Consider the following 15,863-nt stretch of genomic DNA (forward strand, 5'->3'; position numbering starts at 1 on the left):
CCGCAGCACTTGGCGAATTACATCGGCTGGTACTTGGTCAGTCACCTCTACTGCACCAATCTGAGTCGGCAGGACAAACCGCACCTTACCATCTTTAACCTTTTTATCCGTTTGTAGAGTATCTGCGATCGCATCAATATCCAATTCAGAGGGTAACTGAGTGGGTAATCCTGTTTTCTCAATCAAGGCATCTTGACGTTTTGCCTCCTGTGGCTTCCACATCTGAAGTTGCACCGCAATCTGTCCCGCTGCAACCATGCCAATAGCTACGGCTTCTCCATGATTGACCAACTTATATCCGGTCAAGCTTTCCACCGCATGACCAATCGTGTGACCATAGTTAAGAATGGCTCTTAATCCTGCTTCCTTCTCATCCTTCCCCACCACGTCCGCTTTCGCTTGACAGGAGCGAGTGAGAATCACAGACAACAACTCCTCATCCACGTAACGCAATTGGTCGAGACGCGGCGCGGCTTCTAGCTTATCGAATAGCTCAGCATCCCAGATAATGCCGTACTTAATGACCTCTGCCATTCCCGCCCGAAACTCCCGTGGTGGCAATGTTTTTAAGACTAAGGGGTCGATTAAAACAAATCGCGGCTGATAAAATGCCCCAATTAAGTTCTTTCCTTGGGGATGATTCACTCCAGTCTTGCCACCCACGGAGGAATCCACCATTGCCAGCAGCGATGTTGGCACCTGCACCACGTTAATCCCTCGTAGCCAGGTAGCGGCAGCAAAACCCGCCATATCCCCAACCACTCCACCCCCCAACGCCACGATGGTGGAGGAACGCTCTAAGCGGTTTTCTAGGGCAACATCGTAGATTTTTTGTACAGACTTCAGGGTTTTGTAGCGTTCACCTGCTGGGAGAGTACAGGTGGATACCTCATATCCCACTAACTTCAGGGCTGCGATCGCACGTTCCCCGTATTTTTTGAATATTACAGGATTCGACACCACCAAAACTTGCTTCCCCAGTTTCAAGCGGCTCATCCACACACCCAAATCATCTAATCCACCCGCCACTACTGCAATCTCGTAAGACTGCTCCGGTAAATTCACGCGAATTACAGAATCCATTGTGCCTTGACCCCTTTTTCCCAAGCGACTGTGGGCTGTATTCTATCCCACCAGATGATTCAATGGAGTTATATGAGTTTTTGTGGAGAAACGTAAATGTCTGGAGTTGTTGCTTACTTCTTACTTCTAGGTGGTGCTACGGGCGTTGCTCTAGCTCTCTTTTTTGGGTTGAAAGCTGTCAAGTTGATTTAAGAGGAATGTCACTGACTTAAGCTGAATGTCACTGAGCTTAAAAACTTTCCTAGCTCACCAACCAACCCTTGTGCAGGGGGTCTCTAGGTAGGCACTCCGTCCCCCAGTGGGGGGTTTGGGGGGAAACCCCCCAATCTGGGTTTTTCCAAGAAACGATCACTTCTCCCTTAAATCGAATGTCACTGACTTAAGCCCTGAACTAAAGTTCGGGCTAAAAGCTAAAGTCAGTTAAAACTGACTAAAAAATTTACCGGATAGGAGTTTAAACCTGTTTTAACAGGTTTTAGCTCTGAGCCTGAAATTTATTTCAAGGCTCTTAAGTCAGTGCCAATTGACTTAAGCTGAATGTCATCGAGCTTAAGAACTTTCCTAGGGAGCCAACCAACCCTTGTGCAGGGGGCTCTAGGTAGGCACTCCGTCCCCCAGAGGGGGGTTTGGGGAGTTTCCCCCCAAACTGGTTTTTCCCAAGAAACGATCACTTGTTCCTTAAGTCAGTGACATTCAACTTTCATCAGTTTGAGAGCTTACACGGTACCCGTTCCCCTTCGCTGGTTGTCATAGACAATCGCTCAGACACTAAAGCTTGACGCACTACTCCTATCGTTTTAGGCAAAACTCCTACCAACCGAGCAAGGACTTCATCTGGCAATTCGTCAATGAGTTGAGGCTCAAAGTATTGGTAAAGCATAATCAGCAGTCTTCTGGCTCGCTGTAGGGGAACCCAAGTCTCCATTGCTTTATGAGTGAAGAGAATCCATTGTTGACGCAGGACATAGGCTTTCTTCCGCTCAATCCGAGTTTCAGGATAAACGATAGAGACTTTACCGATAGGAATGACTCGACTACATTTAAGGTCGAAAACACTACCAACAGCAGCACCTGGCCCCGCCAGTTCTGAATGGTGAGGATTGCAAATAATCAGAGCATTGCCAGGACTACCCTTGACTCTGAGTAGTTGACCAGTCTGCAACTGACTCAAGATTTCAGTCGGTTGATTTATTGGCCTATACACAAGAGATTGTTCTTCCATAAAAAGCGCGGAACCAATAGCTAATTCCTATTGTTGTTTATCTATGTGCAATGGATATTGCGGAATATTTATAACTTTTGAATGATGCTATTCATATTTTCTTCAACGTATAGCTCTCATAAGAGTTAGTTTTCAAGGTTACACAGACCCAGCTGATGATTCCGGAAAATTTTTATTTTTATTTTGAATATTCGATAAAGAAATCTGTAAAGAATCGATGAAGAGACGTTAAAACAGGCTAAAAACTGGAAAAGTGCCAAAGCGTCTCTCTAGACGGCTAAAGCACTTAATCCCTTTTTAAAATAAAATGTTTTTTATCGAGTCACTCGTGTAAAGAAACAGATGAGTGACTCTACAAAATCGGAAGCGATCGCTTCCCTACTTCTCAACTTTTTCGCTCATGCTACTGTTGTCATTTTTGCCTTCACAAGCAGTTTGCCTTTGGCATCGACACTTATATCTTTTCCAGGGACATATCCCTTACGAATCAACTGCTGATAGACCGCAACTGAAGTAATTCTTTGCATTTCTTGCAACACATCCGCAGGGATGAGATTTTCTATCGACCAGAGAATGGCCTGTTCATCAAACCAGAGTAACCGCTCAAAACTCACAAGCACCATTCCGGCTACTTCTTCAAGGGTGATTTGACTTCTCAGATGGGCGATGAGATCTGCCCCAATTAGGGTATTACGGGTCATCATCGCCCTCGCCATCTTACCGATTTCTTGATCTAATTCTAAGGGGTTCATACTTGGCTTTGGTGTTTTCTGCCTAAGGTGTGCTTGTCTACGGTTTCTCCAGAAGACTCGCCGTTTTGCCAAGTATACCTAAAGATAGATGAAACTATATCTTAGGAAGGATGAACTTTTGGTTTAAAGACATCAATCGAATGGTTCATGGGGCAGGCAGGATTTCTACCCCACAAGAAAAATTCTGGATTGTGGGATGCATGTCCCGCCTGTCGAAGCCTATAATGCAAGACCCTCCACGAACTCGGCTTAAGCCTCACTTGCTCGCTTCGCTGCGACCGCCTTCGCGTCACGCTAAGGCACACGAACATTCAATGAAAGACTCTTCCCCTATTCCCTCCTCACTCTCATCTCCGGTCCCTACTCCCTACTCTCTTCTTTCAAGACAGCTCTCAGATAACTGTTCAAATCAAGCAACTTTCAATCGTCGCCACTACTGACTGAGCAAGGGCGGTAAGATGATAACCCCCTTCTAAACCAAAAAGAATGCGACGAGTCAGTTGCAGACAGTACTGAGTAAACAGTCCAAAATCTTGTGGGTTAAGTGCAATTCCTGCCAAGGGGTCATCCGCATTGGCGTCGTAACCTGCACTGACAATCAGTAAATCTGGCTGAAAATCTCTAAAAAACGGGATTATTTTCTGCTCAAATAGGGGCTGGTAATTCGCTACTGTGCTGCCAGGTGGCATGGGCAGATTGAGTACATTTTTATATAAACCTCGTTCGCTAGCGTTGCCAGTACCGGGATAGCAGGGATGCTGATGCAGCGAACAGTAGGCAATTTGGGCGTCGCTTTCCACAATATCTTGTGTACCGTTACCGTGATGAACATCCCAGTCGAGAATGCCAACGCGATGAATACCCGGTTGTTTTAAAGCATAGTAAGCTGCGATCGCAGCATTAGAAAATAGACAAAATCCCATTCCCCTCTCTCGCTCAGCATGGTGTCCTGGTGGACGTGCCAGGACAAAGGTGGGATTGTCAGTAGCCAAAACTTGATCAACCCCATCTAACCAAGCACTCACCGCTAGCAGGGCGACATCGTAACTGCGAGGGGAAATGGGTGTATCCGCGTCCAGCATTCCACCGCCACTAGTAGCAATTTCCCGAACCCGTTCAATGTAGAGGGGGGTATGAATTTGTTGCAAGAGGGGCATCACGGGACGTGTCTCTACTGGCGTCGGTAGCTGCCACTCAAGTTTGTCAGCCCAAGGTGCTGTTTTGAGCGCGTTCACAATGGCGGTTAAACGTTCTGGTCTTTCTGGGTGGAACCGACCATTGTCGTGTTTGAGAAATTCATCCGAGTAGATAATTGGCAGCATAGTCCGAGCGAGGGAGGCGGTCATTCGATTTTGGATTTTGGATGCGAGGATTTTGGATTGACCCCTCTTTAGTGGTAACCGACGTTTTAGAGGACAGTCGATAGAAGCACTTGGGAATTTTCTCTACTATAACCAACCGGACTGCACAGGTAGAAGTTTGCGCAGCGCCATCATGCGATCGCAAAATAAGAATTCTTCTAGCTCAACATCACTCTGGTGGTCGAAACTCTGAAGGCTTGAGTTGAATATTAGGTAATCCAGATCGAGGAAGACCATCTCTGCCACAGTCAGGACTCATCGCTGGCACGCCAGACCGAGCGATCCGAACCAATCGGTTACGGTAAGCGCGTAATGGCTTGCGATATTGAGGCTCGGACACAACAGCCATTCGATCCACTACACGAATGGCTTTCCACCACTGCTGACGACAGACAGCCTTGACGAGTTGGGAATTTAACGTTTCTGCTGGTACCGCAGGAGTGGAAATGAACAGAGCGGATAAAGACACAATGAAGAATCTGTACCTCAACATACCTATAGCCAACCAATCGAAATTGGTAGTTTATCAGGTTCTATAAGGTTTACACTATTCCCATCTAACCAATGAGGGTATCGGAACTGAGCCTATGAGTAGTCGAGAGTCCGATCTGATCTGACGCTCTCACATCAAACCACCCTTTCCATGACGACACAGATTCGCCTGCCATAGGTTGGGAAGCAAGATTTGTAAGGGCGAATACCCAAAACACATCCCTGTTGGTACCTCCATCTCTGATGAACGCAAAAGGCACTGTAGTATTCGACATCATCGGCACCTGCTTCAGCCTGGACAAACCTCGCCAGAGATTGGTAGAGCTAGGTGCGCCTCCTCATGCTCTCCAACTCTGGTTTGCCCAAAGCTTGCGGGATGCCTTCGCCCTCTCCCATGCGGGTAGCTACCAACCGCTTAAGGAAGTACTGGAGGCGGAACTACCCCGGACTCTCAAGATTCTGGGCATTGAGGCAGATGAGGAGCAGCTTGAGCGTGTAGTGAACGCCTTCAATGAACTGGAGCCACAGCCGAACGCTCTAGAGGCTTTTCGCCTTCTGACTACAGCAGGCTGGAAGCTAGTCGCCCTCACTAATGGCAGTGAGGATTCCACCCGTAAGCTGCTGGAACGAGCCAATGCCCTTGAGTACTTTGCCAGCATCTATTCGTGTGATGCCGTCCAAAAGACGAAGCCGCACCCGGATGTCTACGCTTTGGCGAAACAAGATGCTTCTGGCGATGTCTGGATGGTGGCTGTTCATGCCTGGGATATTGCAGGTGCTGCCTGCGCTGGCTTGCGAACGGCTTTTATCGCTCAGGAAGAGAAGGATTACCTTGGTGTTTACCCGCAACCCGATGTAGTTGCTAGCGATTTGGTAGAAGCTGCAAACCAGATTGTGAAAATTGATAGTTCTGCCGTTTCTAGTCCCGTTCGAGATCGCGCTGATTACGACATCTTTATCTCTTACTCTCGTAGGGATAAGGAATTTGTCCGTCAATTGTGGGAAGCACTGATTCAAGCCAACCAGAAAACGTGGGTTGATTGGAATGATATTCCGCCTACAGCAGACTGGCGAGAAGAGATTTACTTGGGGATTGAAGCCGCTAATAATTTTGTTTTTGTCCTCAGCCCCCATTCAATTAGCTCGAAGGTGTGCGGTGAGGAATTGTTGCACGCTATCGATCAGGGTAAGAGGCTTGTACCTATTGTATGCCAGAGCATTGACTCTAAAGCCGTACATCCAGAGCTAGCGAAGCTGAACTGGCTCTTTTTCCGAGAGCAAGATGATTTCACTAACGCATTTGACACGCTGATTCAGGCGCTAGAGACTGATATTAGTTATGTGCGATCGCACACGCGATTGCTTGTCCGGGCCAAAGAGTGGGAAAACAGAAACCGTGACAGTAGTTTTTTACTGCGGGGCAGCGATTTAGAATCGGCAGAGGAATGGCTGGGACAGAGTTCGAGTAAAAAACCTCAGCCCGTGACTCTGCATCGAGAGTACATCACCGTCAGTCGTGAGGCTGAAACCGAGCGTCGAGAGACTGAGATTCGGCTGCATCGGATTACGCCCCAAGAGTATCGCAATCGTCAAGCGCTACTTAGTAAAGTCAAGAATTACTGGATTAAAGGCGTATTGGAGAATTCGCTACACAATCGAATGCCAATTGAGCTACCTCTGGAAGAAGACCTCCAAGCGGTGGCACATCCCTTGAGCCTGACTGACCAGACGCCTGACCAATCTCGCCAACCTTTACCCGAGGGAACTAGAGTAATCGACCTGTTTGATGCAATAGGTGAAGGACGGACACTACTCATTCTGGGTGAACCAGGGGCTGGCAAAACAATCACCGTCTTGGAGCTGGCAACCCAATTAGTTGACCGTGCCGAGCAAGACATCGCTCAACGGATTCCTGTCGTCTTGAACCTTTCCGCTTGGGGATATGGAAAGCATACTGTTGATGACTGGACGGTTAAAGAACTTAATATCAAATATCAAGTTCCCAAGCAAGTCGGACAAACTTGGATTAACAAACAGCAACTCCTCTTGCTTCTTGATGGTTTGGATGAAGTTCGGGATGAGTGCCAAGAGGAGTGCATCGATGCCATCAATGCATTTCATCAAAAGCATGGTTCAGAAATTGTCGTGACGAGTCGCATCAACGACTACCAAGCCCTGTCCAAGCGTTTAAATTTTCAAAGCGCAATTTGCCTGCAATCGCTGACTTTAGAGCAAATCTACCATTCTTTGAACGATGCAAATTCCTATCCGGCTGGGTTGAAGGAATTGCTCCTCAAGGACGAAATGCTCAGTCAGTTGGCAAGATCACCATTAATGCTCAGCATAATGACCACAGCATATCAAGGTATTGGTAGTGAAGGCTTGTCCGAAACAGGATTATTAGATGAACGCCGCGCTCAACTCCTTGATGCTTACATTGCACAGGCATTCAAGCGTCGAAGGACTGACCAACGTTATACAAAAGCGCAAACCATTCATTGGCTCAGTTGGTTAGCTCGGCAGATGTGCCAATTTTCTCAGACGGTATTCCTAATCGATGAAATGCAACCGGACTGGTTAATTACCAAATTACAGCGGCGAGCTTATTATATGGGTGTCAAGACGCTTCTGTCATCGTTGTGGGGTGGGTTGCACGTTGGACTACTTGCCAATCATCGGGGGGGAAATGTCATCGCCTTCGACTGGCTCGATAGCTTGCAGGGATTGGGAGCTGGAGTAGTTGGCGGGGTAATTTATGGAGTGATCGGAGGATTGCTTTGGGAACGAGTCGATGACTCTACAAATCATATATATGGACGACTCATCAACGCTTTGCTTTTAGGGGGAATTTTTGGCCCTATTTTTGGCTGGATTTATGAGAGCTGGGGATATGGAGTCACTTATACTCTGATTTATGGCGTAATTGGTGTATTTATTTATGGGTTCCTTCACTCTAATGCGGCGATCGAGCCAGTTGATACTATTAAATGGTCTTGGCGCAAGGCTGTAAAATATTCAGGATTTGGGCTAGTAATTGGACTGCTCCTCAATTGGGGGACATCTATCTCGCTCATTCCAAGTTTTATTTTTGGGATGATGTTATCACTCATTTTTGGATTTAAAAAGGTCAATGAAATAACTAGAAAAACAGTTCCCAATCACAGAATTTGGCAGTCAGTTGAAAATAGTAGTAAGTTGTTGGTCACGATCGGGTTACTAACGGGAGTCATCTTAGGGGGCATTGAGAATCCAGCGTTTGGATTGTTGAACGGACTCCTGTTTGGTGGGGCCGCTGCATTGATTGGTGGACGAGGTGCAGGAATCGTTTGTATCAAACACTTTATTCTGCGTTTCATTCTTTGGAAAGGTGGGTACATTCCCTGGAACTATGCTAGGTTTCTAGACTATGCTGCCGATTGCATCTTTTTGCAAAAAGTCGGTGGAGGATATGTATTTGTCCATCGTTTACTGCAAGAGCATTTTGTAGACATGGAACATGATCTCCGTTAAAGGAAAATTAGCTTAGGGCTTGCTGAAAAAGTAGGGGAGACCCAGAGAAGGATTGATGATTTGCTTAAGCCGACAAGAATATAAGCTTCAATACAGCTAGTTGAGTAAAAGTAAGCTGGGCGAGACTAATACGAAGAGCAGGCCGGAGTGCGATCGCAAAAGTTTTCGGTCTACTGAAAGTGTTTTAGAGAGGAGGCTAAGCTTTTAGTTGAAGGAGATTAGCCAAGGCTATTTATGGATAGTCCCGTCTGGCATAATTGCCTCTGTAAGCTTTGCTCCAGTCAAATTTGCACCGCTTAAATTCGCTTTTTTAAGATTGGCATTTTCTAAGTTTGCATCACTTAAGTCTGCCCCAGAAAGGTCAGCGAACGATAAATTTGCTCCATTTATATTTGCCGATTTAAGCAACGTTCCGCACAGATTGGCGGCAACTAAATTAGCTCTACTTAAATTCATTTTTTCTAAGTTAAGGCCAACTAAATTGACTCCAGCTAAGTTAGCACCGCTGAAGTTTGTCCGATGATCGAATTTAGGCTTAGCCTGCTTCAAATTCGCTTGGTAAAGATTTGCCGCCGCTAAATGGCTTCCCTGTAAATTAGCATGTTTTAGATTGGCATCATTTAAATTGGCTCCAGTTAGGTTTGCCCCCTCTAAGTTCGCCTCCTCCAAGTTAGCTTCACTGAGATTCGCCTGAAGCAGTATGGCATTTTTTAGATTAGCCTTCGCAAGGTTGGCCTGATTCAAGTTAGCTTCGCTCAAATCAGCTGTTTGAAGGTTAGCAGAATTTAAGTTGGCCTCTTGTAAATTTGCCTTAGCGAGGTCTACATCCCTCAAGTCAGCACCTGCAAGATTTGCCTTTTTTAGGGATACATGAGGAGCAATCAAACAAGCACCGCTTTGTGCAGGGTCAAAACCCTTGGGGAGAACAGTCGCTCTATTGTAAATTACTTGGTTGAGATTGGCTCCTTGAAGTTCTGCTCCTTCTAAATTGGTTTCTATCAGATTAGCTTGGCTTAAATCTGCTTGGCTCAAGTCGGCTTGAATTAGTGTTGCTTCTCTCAAATTTGCCTTGCTTAGATTTGCCTCGCTGAGGTTGGCTTCATTGAGGTTTACCTGTTGTGACAGATTGACTCGACTGAGGTTTGCCTTCCTCAGGTTGGCTTTTTCTAGTATTGTTTCCTTGAGGGTTGCATCCCTTAGATCGGCCTGTTCTAGGGTTGCTTCCTCGAGGTTGGTCTGCCAAAATGTGGCCTGACTGAGTTGAGCTTTCCTGAGATTGGCTCTGCTAAGATTTACTCGACTTAGGTTGGCCTGTGTCAGTTGCGCTTGGCTTAAGTTGGCTTTGCTTAGGTTCAGGTCGTAGCTGAGAAACTTTTCGGCTAAATTGATTCCAGCTAGGTTAGCACCTGTGAAATTCCGTCTCTGGTCGTTATACTGCCTCAAAAAATCATCCGTTGCAATTGGTTTGTGCTGCCCGTTTAGGGCAATCGTAAATTCCTGATTCTCTTCAAGCCAATGAGTTGTTTGTTCATCGGCGTCAAATTCAGCCTCCTCAAGCTTCACCCATCGATGAACCCATTCCTGTTCCTGAACTGGCATCTCAAACGCTTCGGTTCCATTGAAGCTTTCGTAGGGCTCGAAGTTATCGAGGGTTTCGCTCCAATTTACGCACTGATTTTGCTGCTGTTGCCAAGAAGTCAGTTTTTCACATAGCTGCGCGATCGCTCCCTGTAAATTTTCCAGCATCGGCAACTCAGCTCGCGTGTTGAACTGGTCAATGAGACGTTCTAACTGGCGTTTTACCCCTACCGTATACTTCGCTAAACTATTCTGTCGCTCCTCTAAGAGCGAAATCCTCGACGCCAGAGATACTAGATCCACTTGTGGGTCAGACATATTTATCAATAGTTTTGGCAACCACAGCTATTTCCATTGTCTTCATCCAGTAAAGCGATCGCCAAAATTTAGCCCAGAGCATTGTGATCACGCAGCAAATAGGTCGCCGTAGTCACGCTTTGACAAGGCTATAACCTCTAAAGCTAATTCGTTAACCGAGTGATGACTGATTTTTCTCCTCCTCCTGATCTCCCTTCACTCTTCATCCAGGCTTGCGGCTGACGGAATTTATAAACATCCTCGATTGCCTTTACCCAACCCTCACCCAGAGATTCTAAGAGGCGATCGCCTTTTTCCTTCGTTGCTACTGTCGCATCCCCCATCACCCCGCTCTGGGTTAAGTCCCGCGTCACCCAAGCAAACGGCAGCTTCCCTTCCATACTCAGCAGGCTATCCTGTGGTAACTCTTGGGGATACTCGGCAACGGCTCTTTCCATCTTTACCTGCTCCGGTAAAATTGAGAGCAACAAGCTAGTTTCCCCATCTCCGGCATGGATGCCATACTCCAACTCTTTCGGCGTAAGTAATTCTTTGGCCATGTTCGGTACTCGCCAGATAAACAATGGGAAAATCAGAAAATCCTCATACTTCTGGTGAATGTCTCGTGCTGCAATTTCCATCACCTGCAATTGTCCCCCGTGAGCGTTCATTAGCACTAACTTCCGAAACCCCGCTCGATAGATACTCTCGGCCATTTCCGTCAGCACCGCTAACAGGGTTTGGGCGCTCAAGGTAATCGTGCCTGGGAAGTGCCAATGTTCATTGGATTTGCCGTAATAAAGGGGAGGTAGAGCATAAGCGGGGATGGTGGGATGGAGTTTGGATAAAGCTTTACCTAGAACAGCCGCTGCGATCGCAGAATCTACAATTATCGGCAGATGGGGGCCATGTTGCTCAATCGACCCCAGAGGTTGAATAATCACCACATTTTCCTTATCTGGCATCGCTTGAATATCAGTCCAAGTTAGATAGGGAAAGAAGCGATCGGGGGGAATAAATCCGTGCATTTTCTTCTTTATTGGATTATTTTTAACACTTTAAGGGAACGTAATAGATTCAGATTTTCTCTAATCACTCTCTAGCATTAATTCTTAAATAAGGTTGTAAGAAATTTATAATTTTGCCAGTACGTTGCTGTACTCCTTGTTCATTCAAATGATAACTTGTATCATAAAACATGGATTTGTTATACATAAAGTCTGTTGGTTTTCCGAGTACAGGAACTCTTTCTTTACGGTAAAAGTATTCTAGACGTTTAAAATACTCTTGTTTCTTTTTTTCTTTATAACTTTCAAACCACATTGTACCGGGCCACGTCACTAATACTTTTATTTGCTGATTTCTGCACCATTTAATGAAATTGCTAATACTTTGTTGAGAATAAACTGTGATTACATCAACGTCTGCTTCTATGGGTTTTGCTTGTTCGATCATCTGTTTTTTGATTTCTGTAATATTGGACTTAACATTGCTTGTTTCATCTCCATATTTATTGAGGTTTTTAGATTCATAACCCCCTGCAATTGGTTGAGGGGTTTTTAACTTTGCCGCCATACCAAGTGCCAGACGGTCATAAGATATCCAACTAATGAAGTAAGTTTTCCTCCTAAAATCAAGCGCTAGTAAATACTTGGGGTCTCGAGAAAACACATAATCAATTAATTGAGCGCTTGGGCCTCCGTTATCTTGATATAGACCGTATTCAAGTGAGAGTAGAATGATATCTCCAGGTTTGGCTAAAGAATGGGCACGGTTCAAGATGTAATCAAGACCCAGGCCAGCATAAGTACCAGCATTGACGCAAGGTACTCCAGTTGCTTCATCAATCATCTGGCAGCTCATACCAAAGAGAACATTGGAGCCAGCCACGACAACTAACTTAGGTGTTTTAATAGAATTCGCAATGCTGACTTTTATCTTATATATCTCATCGACCCAGCGAGACGTTTCTGTTGGAGCACCTATTTGGTAAGAGACAGCTAATAAAAAAATAGTACAACTCAGCAAAAATCCAATCAGTATTGATCGCAGATATCTCAAGTAGACCATTGAACTAGAAATTAAAGTACAAAAACTCACTTTCAGGAGCAACTAAAAAAGTTTTTAAAATCATGAATACCAAAATTCCAAGTATTAACCCTAAAGTTTTGGAAGGTCGCCATTGTAGCTTTTGCCACAAACTTTTGCCCCAACTAAAAGGAGTTTCTGCTATAGGTTCCGTTAAAGCTGGTTTATATCGCATCAACCACTGTTGGGTATTGGGCATCAACCAGACCAATAGACCAAAACCCAGCAAGAGTTTTCTGCCTAACAATACAATTGGTATGGGTGATGGTGACAAAGAAAAGCCATTGGCACCGAACATGGTTTTTATCATGATTATTGCTGCACTAATATTTTCTGCCCTAAATAAAACCCAGGCAACTATTACAGCAAAAAATGTCAGCAGACAACTCAATCCTCTACTCCACCAGTGACTCTTGTTCAAGTTATGTCCTAGTGATTGTCGAAAGTCATGCCATAGATGATTGATGCAAAGATAGGCCCCATGCAACCCACCCCATAAAACAAACGTCCACCCTGCCCCATGCCATAAACCACCTAATAGCATGGTAATCATTAGATTGATATAGCGCCGAAATTTACCCTTTCGATTTCCGCCTAGAGGAATGTAAAGATAATCCCGCAGGAAGTTAGAAAGAGTAATATGCCACCGACGCCAAAATTCGATGATATTCTCGGCTTTGTAAGGCGAATCAAAATTGAGGGGTAACTTAATCCTGAACATTCGGGCAACGCCGATTGCCATATCAGAGTAGCCGGAAAAATCAAAGTAAAGCTGAAATGAGTAAGCTAGCGCTCCAGTCCATGCCTCAGAAAAGGTGAATGGCACACCATCAGCCGCTGCATTAAACACTGGCGTTACATAAAGTGAAATACTGTCAGCTAATAAAACTTTTTTGCTCAACCCTATCCAGAAAAGGGTCATGCCTACCGCTAAATCTTCAAGACTAAATCGATAAATCGACGGATTGGCAAATTGGGGCATGACTTGTCCGTATCGGATAATGGGGCCAGCAATCAATCGCGGAAAGAAGGTAACGAAGAGACAATAGTTCAGGAATCCGTAGTCTTGTGCTTTTCCTCGGTAAATATCTACCAAGTAGGTAATTTGCTCGAAGGTAAAAAACGAGATACCTAGGGGCAAAATAATGTTATGCAAGTTAAAGTTTGTATCTAAAATGTTATTGGCGCTAGAAATAAAGAAGTTAGCATATTTAAAATAGCCAATGATTGCTAAGTTAACCCCAATAGCTACAGCCATAATCCACTTTTTACTCAGGGGAATTGCTCCAGGCTGACTCAGGGTATATCCAAGAATATAGTTAAACAGGATGGAGCCGATTAGCAAGCTCAAGTAGGCAGGATTCCACCAACTGTAGAAGAATAAGGAGGCAGCAATGAGCCAGATCATTGCTAGTTTAGGTCTTCCCAACCTACCAATCTGAAAAAAGATAAAAACAGTGAGCGGTAGAAACAGAAAGATAAATTGCCAAGAATTGAATAGCATGGCACCTTTAGCGAGCGTAAGGGTAGTATACTGTCCTGTCTATCAAGACTTATCGCTCTAGCAAAGCATCATCTATATTACCGGAACTTCACTTTGCGCTATACTCTATACAGTACCGTGGGGCACACGGGAATTCACGCTTGTCGAGATTTGCCCCTCTGTCGGCTGAAGGGAGACTTTCAGCGTTAAGGGAAGTCGGTGAAGCAAGAATCTCCGTTCTGCGGAGAATGTCAATATAGATAAGATGCAAAAGGGGTGGACATTGTCCACCCCGATGTTATATTACCGCTCCAGCCAAGCTCGCATCTTACCGGGATTCAGCAATCCATAAGGGTCAACCTGTTCTTTAAACTTTAATTGCTCAACATTAACAGTTTTCATCCCCCCATCTTCCAGGATGTAGGTGTGAGGATTGGCAATAAAAGCTCCCTTCTCTTCGTGATAGTGAATGATTTCATTGAGGCGTTCCTCGGTGGTGTACCGCACAACTTGCAGTCCGCCGGGAATCACTTGCCCATTCGCCCGCAGGAATTCCAAATGCATCAATACCTCATCGCCAAAATGATGATACAAATGCTCCACCCGCTCTAGGGTAAAAAAGAAGGTTTGCAGATAAGTTAAGGAGGGGTCAGCGCTTCGGGCGTGTAGAGTAGTATGATTCCAAGTGAATTCTACTAGACTAGTTCCCTTACTAGCTTCTTGAGCGGATTTTTGATAAGTAACTTGACCCCCATACTCCCGAACTAAATCTTGGAACGGTTCTAAGCAAGACTCGGCAATCATCAGTAAGGCACAATGCTTACCTTCGGGAAGGTAATTTTTGAGGGCGATAAAGTAGGAGGGAATAGGCCATGCATGAATGCTGATGAGCTTCTTCATTAAACCATCGCTATGAGCCAGGGTTTCGCCAAATCTTGCTGCCTTCATGAAGTCATCAAAGACGACAATTATTTCAGCCCAAGCATAAGCTGGGGCAAGGGGAATTTCTAATTCGGTGATAATGCCATTGGTGCCATAAGCATGATTCACCTTTTGTACCTCATCCCCACGGAGTTCAAGCACACGAGGTTCATCTTCTAGGGTAACGACACGGACAGCGTGAAGGTTGCCGCGATCGCGCAATTGCCCATAAGTAATCGAACCAATTCCCCCACTCCCTCCCCCAATAAACCCGCCAATCGTTGCCGTGCGGTAGGTTGAGGGAGCCATCCGCAATTCCCAACCCATCTCCCGTGCCTGCTTATCAAACGCCGACAGTTTTACCCCAGGTTCCACACACGCTAACCCCGGTTTAATCCAACGAATGCTCTGCATCCGCGTGGTATCGAGAATGATGCCGCCCTGTAGGGGGATACACTGTCCATAGTTACCTGTACCCGCCCCCCGCACAGTTAGCGGGACTTGATACTTGACACAAACTGCCGCCACTCGCAGAACTTCTGCCTCATTCGCAGGACGAACCACTAAATCTCCTCGCTTGTCAGCCAGCTGTTGTTGTAGGACTGGGCTGAAATGGTAATAGTCTAGAGACAATTTGGTAAGCTGGGTGCGATCGCTAATGATTTCGATGCCAGCTAGTTCAGATGCGATCGCATCCCAATCAATGGGTTTAGAGGTAGTTGAGGTCATTGTTCATCACTAGTAATCGGTAATCCAAAATTGAAGCGCTAAAATTGGCACGGATTCTCTAGTCTTGACTCTCCTCCCTCGATCGCTGCAATTGTTCTTTTGAGAATCCTGTTCGTCTTGCCACTTACTCCACTGCCATCCCCTGTTCCAGGAGATTCAATATTATTGAAATGGTACAGTCATGATGAGTTACGCTACGCTAACATATCCTAAAGATAGAGGCTTTGCGCAAGTCCTAATCCCTTAGTACAGGATTTCACAAGTTTGTAGCGTCTCTTGCATAAGTGGAAAGATACTAGAGATAACGATTACAAGCACGTAGTCCAAATCGACTTTTCAAGAGCTTG

General features: G+C 45.5%; 12 protein-coding genes. 2 read left to right on the forward strand and 10 right to left on the reverse strand.

Going from position 1 to position 15,863, the window contains the following annotated elements:
* Positions 1 to 1,083: 3-dehydroquinate synthase (gene aroB, locus V6C93_RS34705; protein WP_333481252.1), on the reverse strand; the 1,083-nt coding region annotated here is incomplete at its 3' end.
* A gap of 96 nt (positions 1,084 to 1,179) precedes the next feature.
* On the opposite strand from aroB, the gene V6C93_RS34710 reads away from it, so the two are divergent.
* Positions 1,180 to 1,275 carry a cytochrome b6-f complex subunit PetL gene (locus V6C93_RS34710; protein WP_015180780.1) on the forward strand — a complete coding sequence of 32 codons (96 nt, stop codon included), beginning with the start codon at positions 1,180 to 1,182 and terminating at the stop codon, positions 1,273 to 1,275.
* A gap of 511 nt (positions 1,276 to 1,786) precedes the next feature.
* Here V6C93_RS34710 and V6C93_RS34715 read toward each other — a convergent pair.
* From V6C93_RS34715 to V6C93_RS34730, 4 genes are all read right to left on the reverse strand, one after another.
* On the reverse strand, positions 1,787 to 2,287 hold the full coding sequence (locus tag V6C93_RS34715; protein WP_333481253.1) for a hypothetical protein: 501 nt from the start codon (positions 2,285 to 2,287) through the stop codon (positions 1,787 to 1,789).
* A 416-nt stretch (positions 2,288 to 2,703) separates the two neighbouring features.
* Complete coding sequence (locus tag V6C93_RS34720) at positions 2,704 to 3,057, reverse strand: hypothetical protein (RefSeq protein ID WP_333481254.1); 354 nt, start codon at positions 3,055 to 3,057, stop codon at positions 2,704 to 2,706.
* A gap of 404 nt (positions 3,058 to 3,461) precedes the next feature.
* Positions 3,462 to 4,379 (reverse strand): histone deacetylase, encoded by a 918-nt coding sequence (locus tag V6C93_RS34725; protein WP_349262934.1) that lies wholly within the window; start codon positions 4,377 to 4,379, stop codon positions 3,462 to 3,464.
* Between the two features lie 208 nt (positions 4,380 to 4,587).
* Positions 4,588 to 4,887: a hypothetical protein gene (locus V6C93_RS34730; protein ID WP_333481256.1), complete on the reverse strand. Its 300-nt coding sequence runs from the start codon at positions 4,885 to 4,887 to the stop codon at positions 4,588 to 4,590.
* Positions 4,888 to 5,153: 266 nt separating this feature from the next.
* On the opposite strand from V6C93_RS34730, the gene V6C93_RS34735 reads away from it, so the two are divergent.
* Positions 5,154 to 8,420 carry a haloacid dehalogenase type II gene (locus tag V6C93_RS34735; protein WP_333481257.1) on the forward strand — a complete coding sequence of 1,089 codons (3,267 nt, stop codon included), beginning with the start codon at positions 5,154 to 5,156 and terminating at the stop codon, positions 8,418 to 8,420.
* A gap of 228 nt (positions 8,421 to 8,648) precedes the next feature.
* Here the strand turns inward: V6C93_RS34735 and V6C93_RS34740 are convergent, their stop codons facing one another.
* From V6C93_RS34740 to V6C93_RS34760, 5 genes are all read right to left on the reverse strand, one after another.
* Positions 8,649 to 10,316 carry a pentapeptide repeat-containing protein gene (locus V6C93_RS34740; RefSeq protein WP_333481258.1) on the reverse strand — a complete coding sequence of 556 codons (1,668 nt, stop codon included), beginning with the start codon at positions 10,314 to 10,316 and terminating at the stop codon, positions 8,649 to 8,651.
* A gap of 143 nt (positions 10,317 to 10,459) precedes the next feature.
* Entirely contained in the window at positions 10,460 to 11,323 is an 864-nt protein-coding gene (locus V6C93_RS34745) for a creatininase family protein (RefSeq protein WP_333481259.1), read from the reverse strand.
* Between the two features lie 64 nt (positions 11,324 to 11,387).
* A complete protein-coding gene (locus tag V6C93_RS34750) occupies positions 11,388 to 12,323 on the reverse strand; it encodes a hypothetical protein (protein WP_333481260.1) in 936 nt (311 codons plus the stop codon).
* 46 nt (positions 12,324 to 12,369) lie between these two features.
* Positions 12,370 to 13,887: an MBOAT family protein gene (locus V6C93_RS34755; RefSeq protein WP_333481261.1), complete on the reverse strand. Its 1,518-nt coding sequence runs from the start codon at positions 13,885 to 13,887 to the stop codon at positions 12,370 to 12,372.
* A gap of 282 nt (positions 13,888 to 14,169) precedes the next feature.
* Entirely contained in the window at positions 14,170 to 15,516 is a 1,347-nt protein-coding gene (locus V6C93_RS34760; RefSeq protein WP_333481262.1) for an FAD-binding oxidoreductase, read from the reverse strand.
* Positions 15,517 to 15,863: the final 347 nt, after the last annotated feature.

Origin of the sequence: Allocoleopsis sp. (assembly GCF_036703385.1) — a bacterium.
Taxonomy (GTDB): Bacteria; Cyanobacteriota; Cyanobacteriia; order Cyanobacteriales; family Coleofasciculaceae; genus Allocoleopsis.

What these genes read in the sequence shown, in the direction of transcription:
- V6C93_RS34745 (WP_333481259.1), bottom strand. Translation starts at nt 11,323, where the DNA reads ATGCACGGATTTATTCCCCCCGATCGCTTCTTTCCCTATCTAACTTGG.
- V6C93_RS34725 (WP_349262934.1), bottom strand. Translation starts at nt 4,379, where the DNA reads ATGCTGCCAATTATCTACTCGGATGAATTTCTCAAACACGACAATGGT.
- V6C93_RS34740 (WP_333481258.1), bottom strand. Translation starts at nt 10,316, where the DNA reads ATGTCTGACCCACAAGTGGATCTAGTATCTCTGGCGTCGAGGATTTCG.
- V6C93_RS34735 (WP_333481257.1), top strand. Translation starts at nt 5,154, where the DNA reads ATGAACGCAAAAGGCACTGTAGTATTCGACATCATCGGCACCTGCTTC.
- V6C93_RS34755 (WP_333481261.1), bottom strand. Translation starts at nt 13,887, where the DNA reads ATGCTATTCAATTCTTGGCAATTTATCTTTCTGTTTCTACCGCTCACT.
- V6C93_RS34760 (WP_333481262.1), bottom strand. Translation starts at nt 15,516, where the DNA reads ATGACCTCAACTACCTCTAAACCCATTGATTGGGATGCGATCGCATCT.
- V6C93_RS34710 (WP_015180780.1), top strand. Translation starts at nt 1,180, where the DNA reads ATGTCTGGAGTTGTTGCTTACTTCTTACTTCTAGGTGGTGCTACGGGC.
- V6C93_RS34720 (WP_333481254.1), bottom strand. Translation starts at nt 3,057, where the DNA reads ATGAACCCCTTAGAATTAGATCAAGAAATCGGTAAGATGGCGAGGGCG.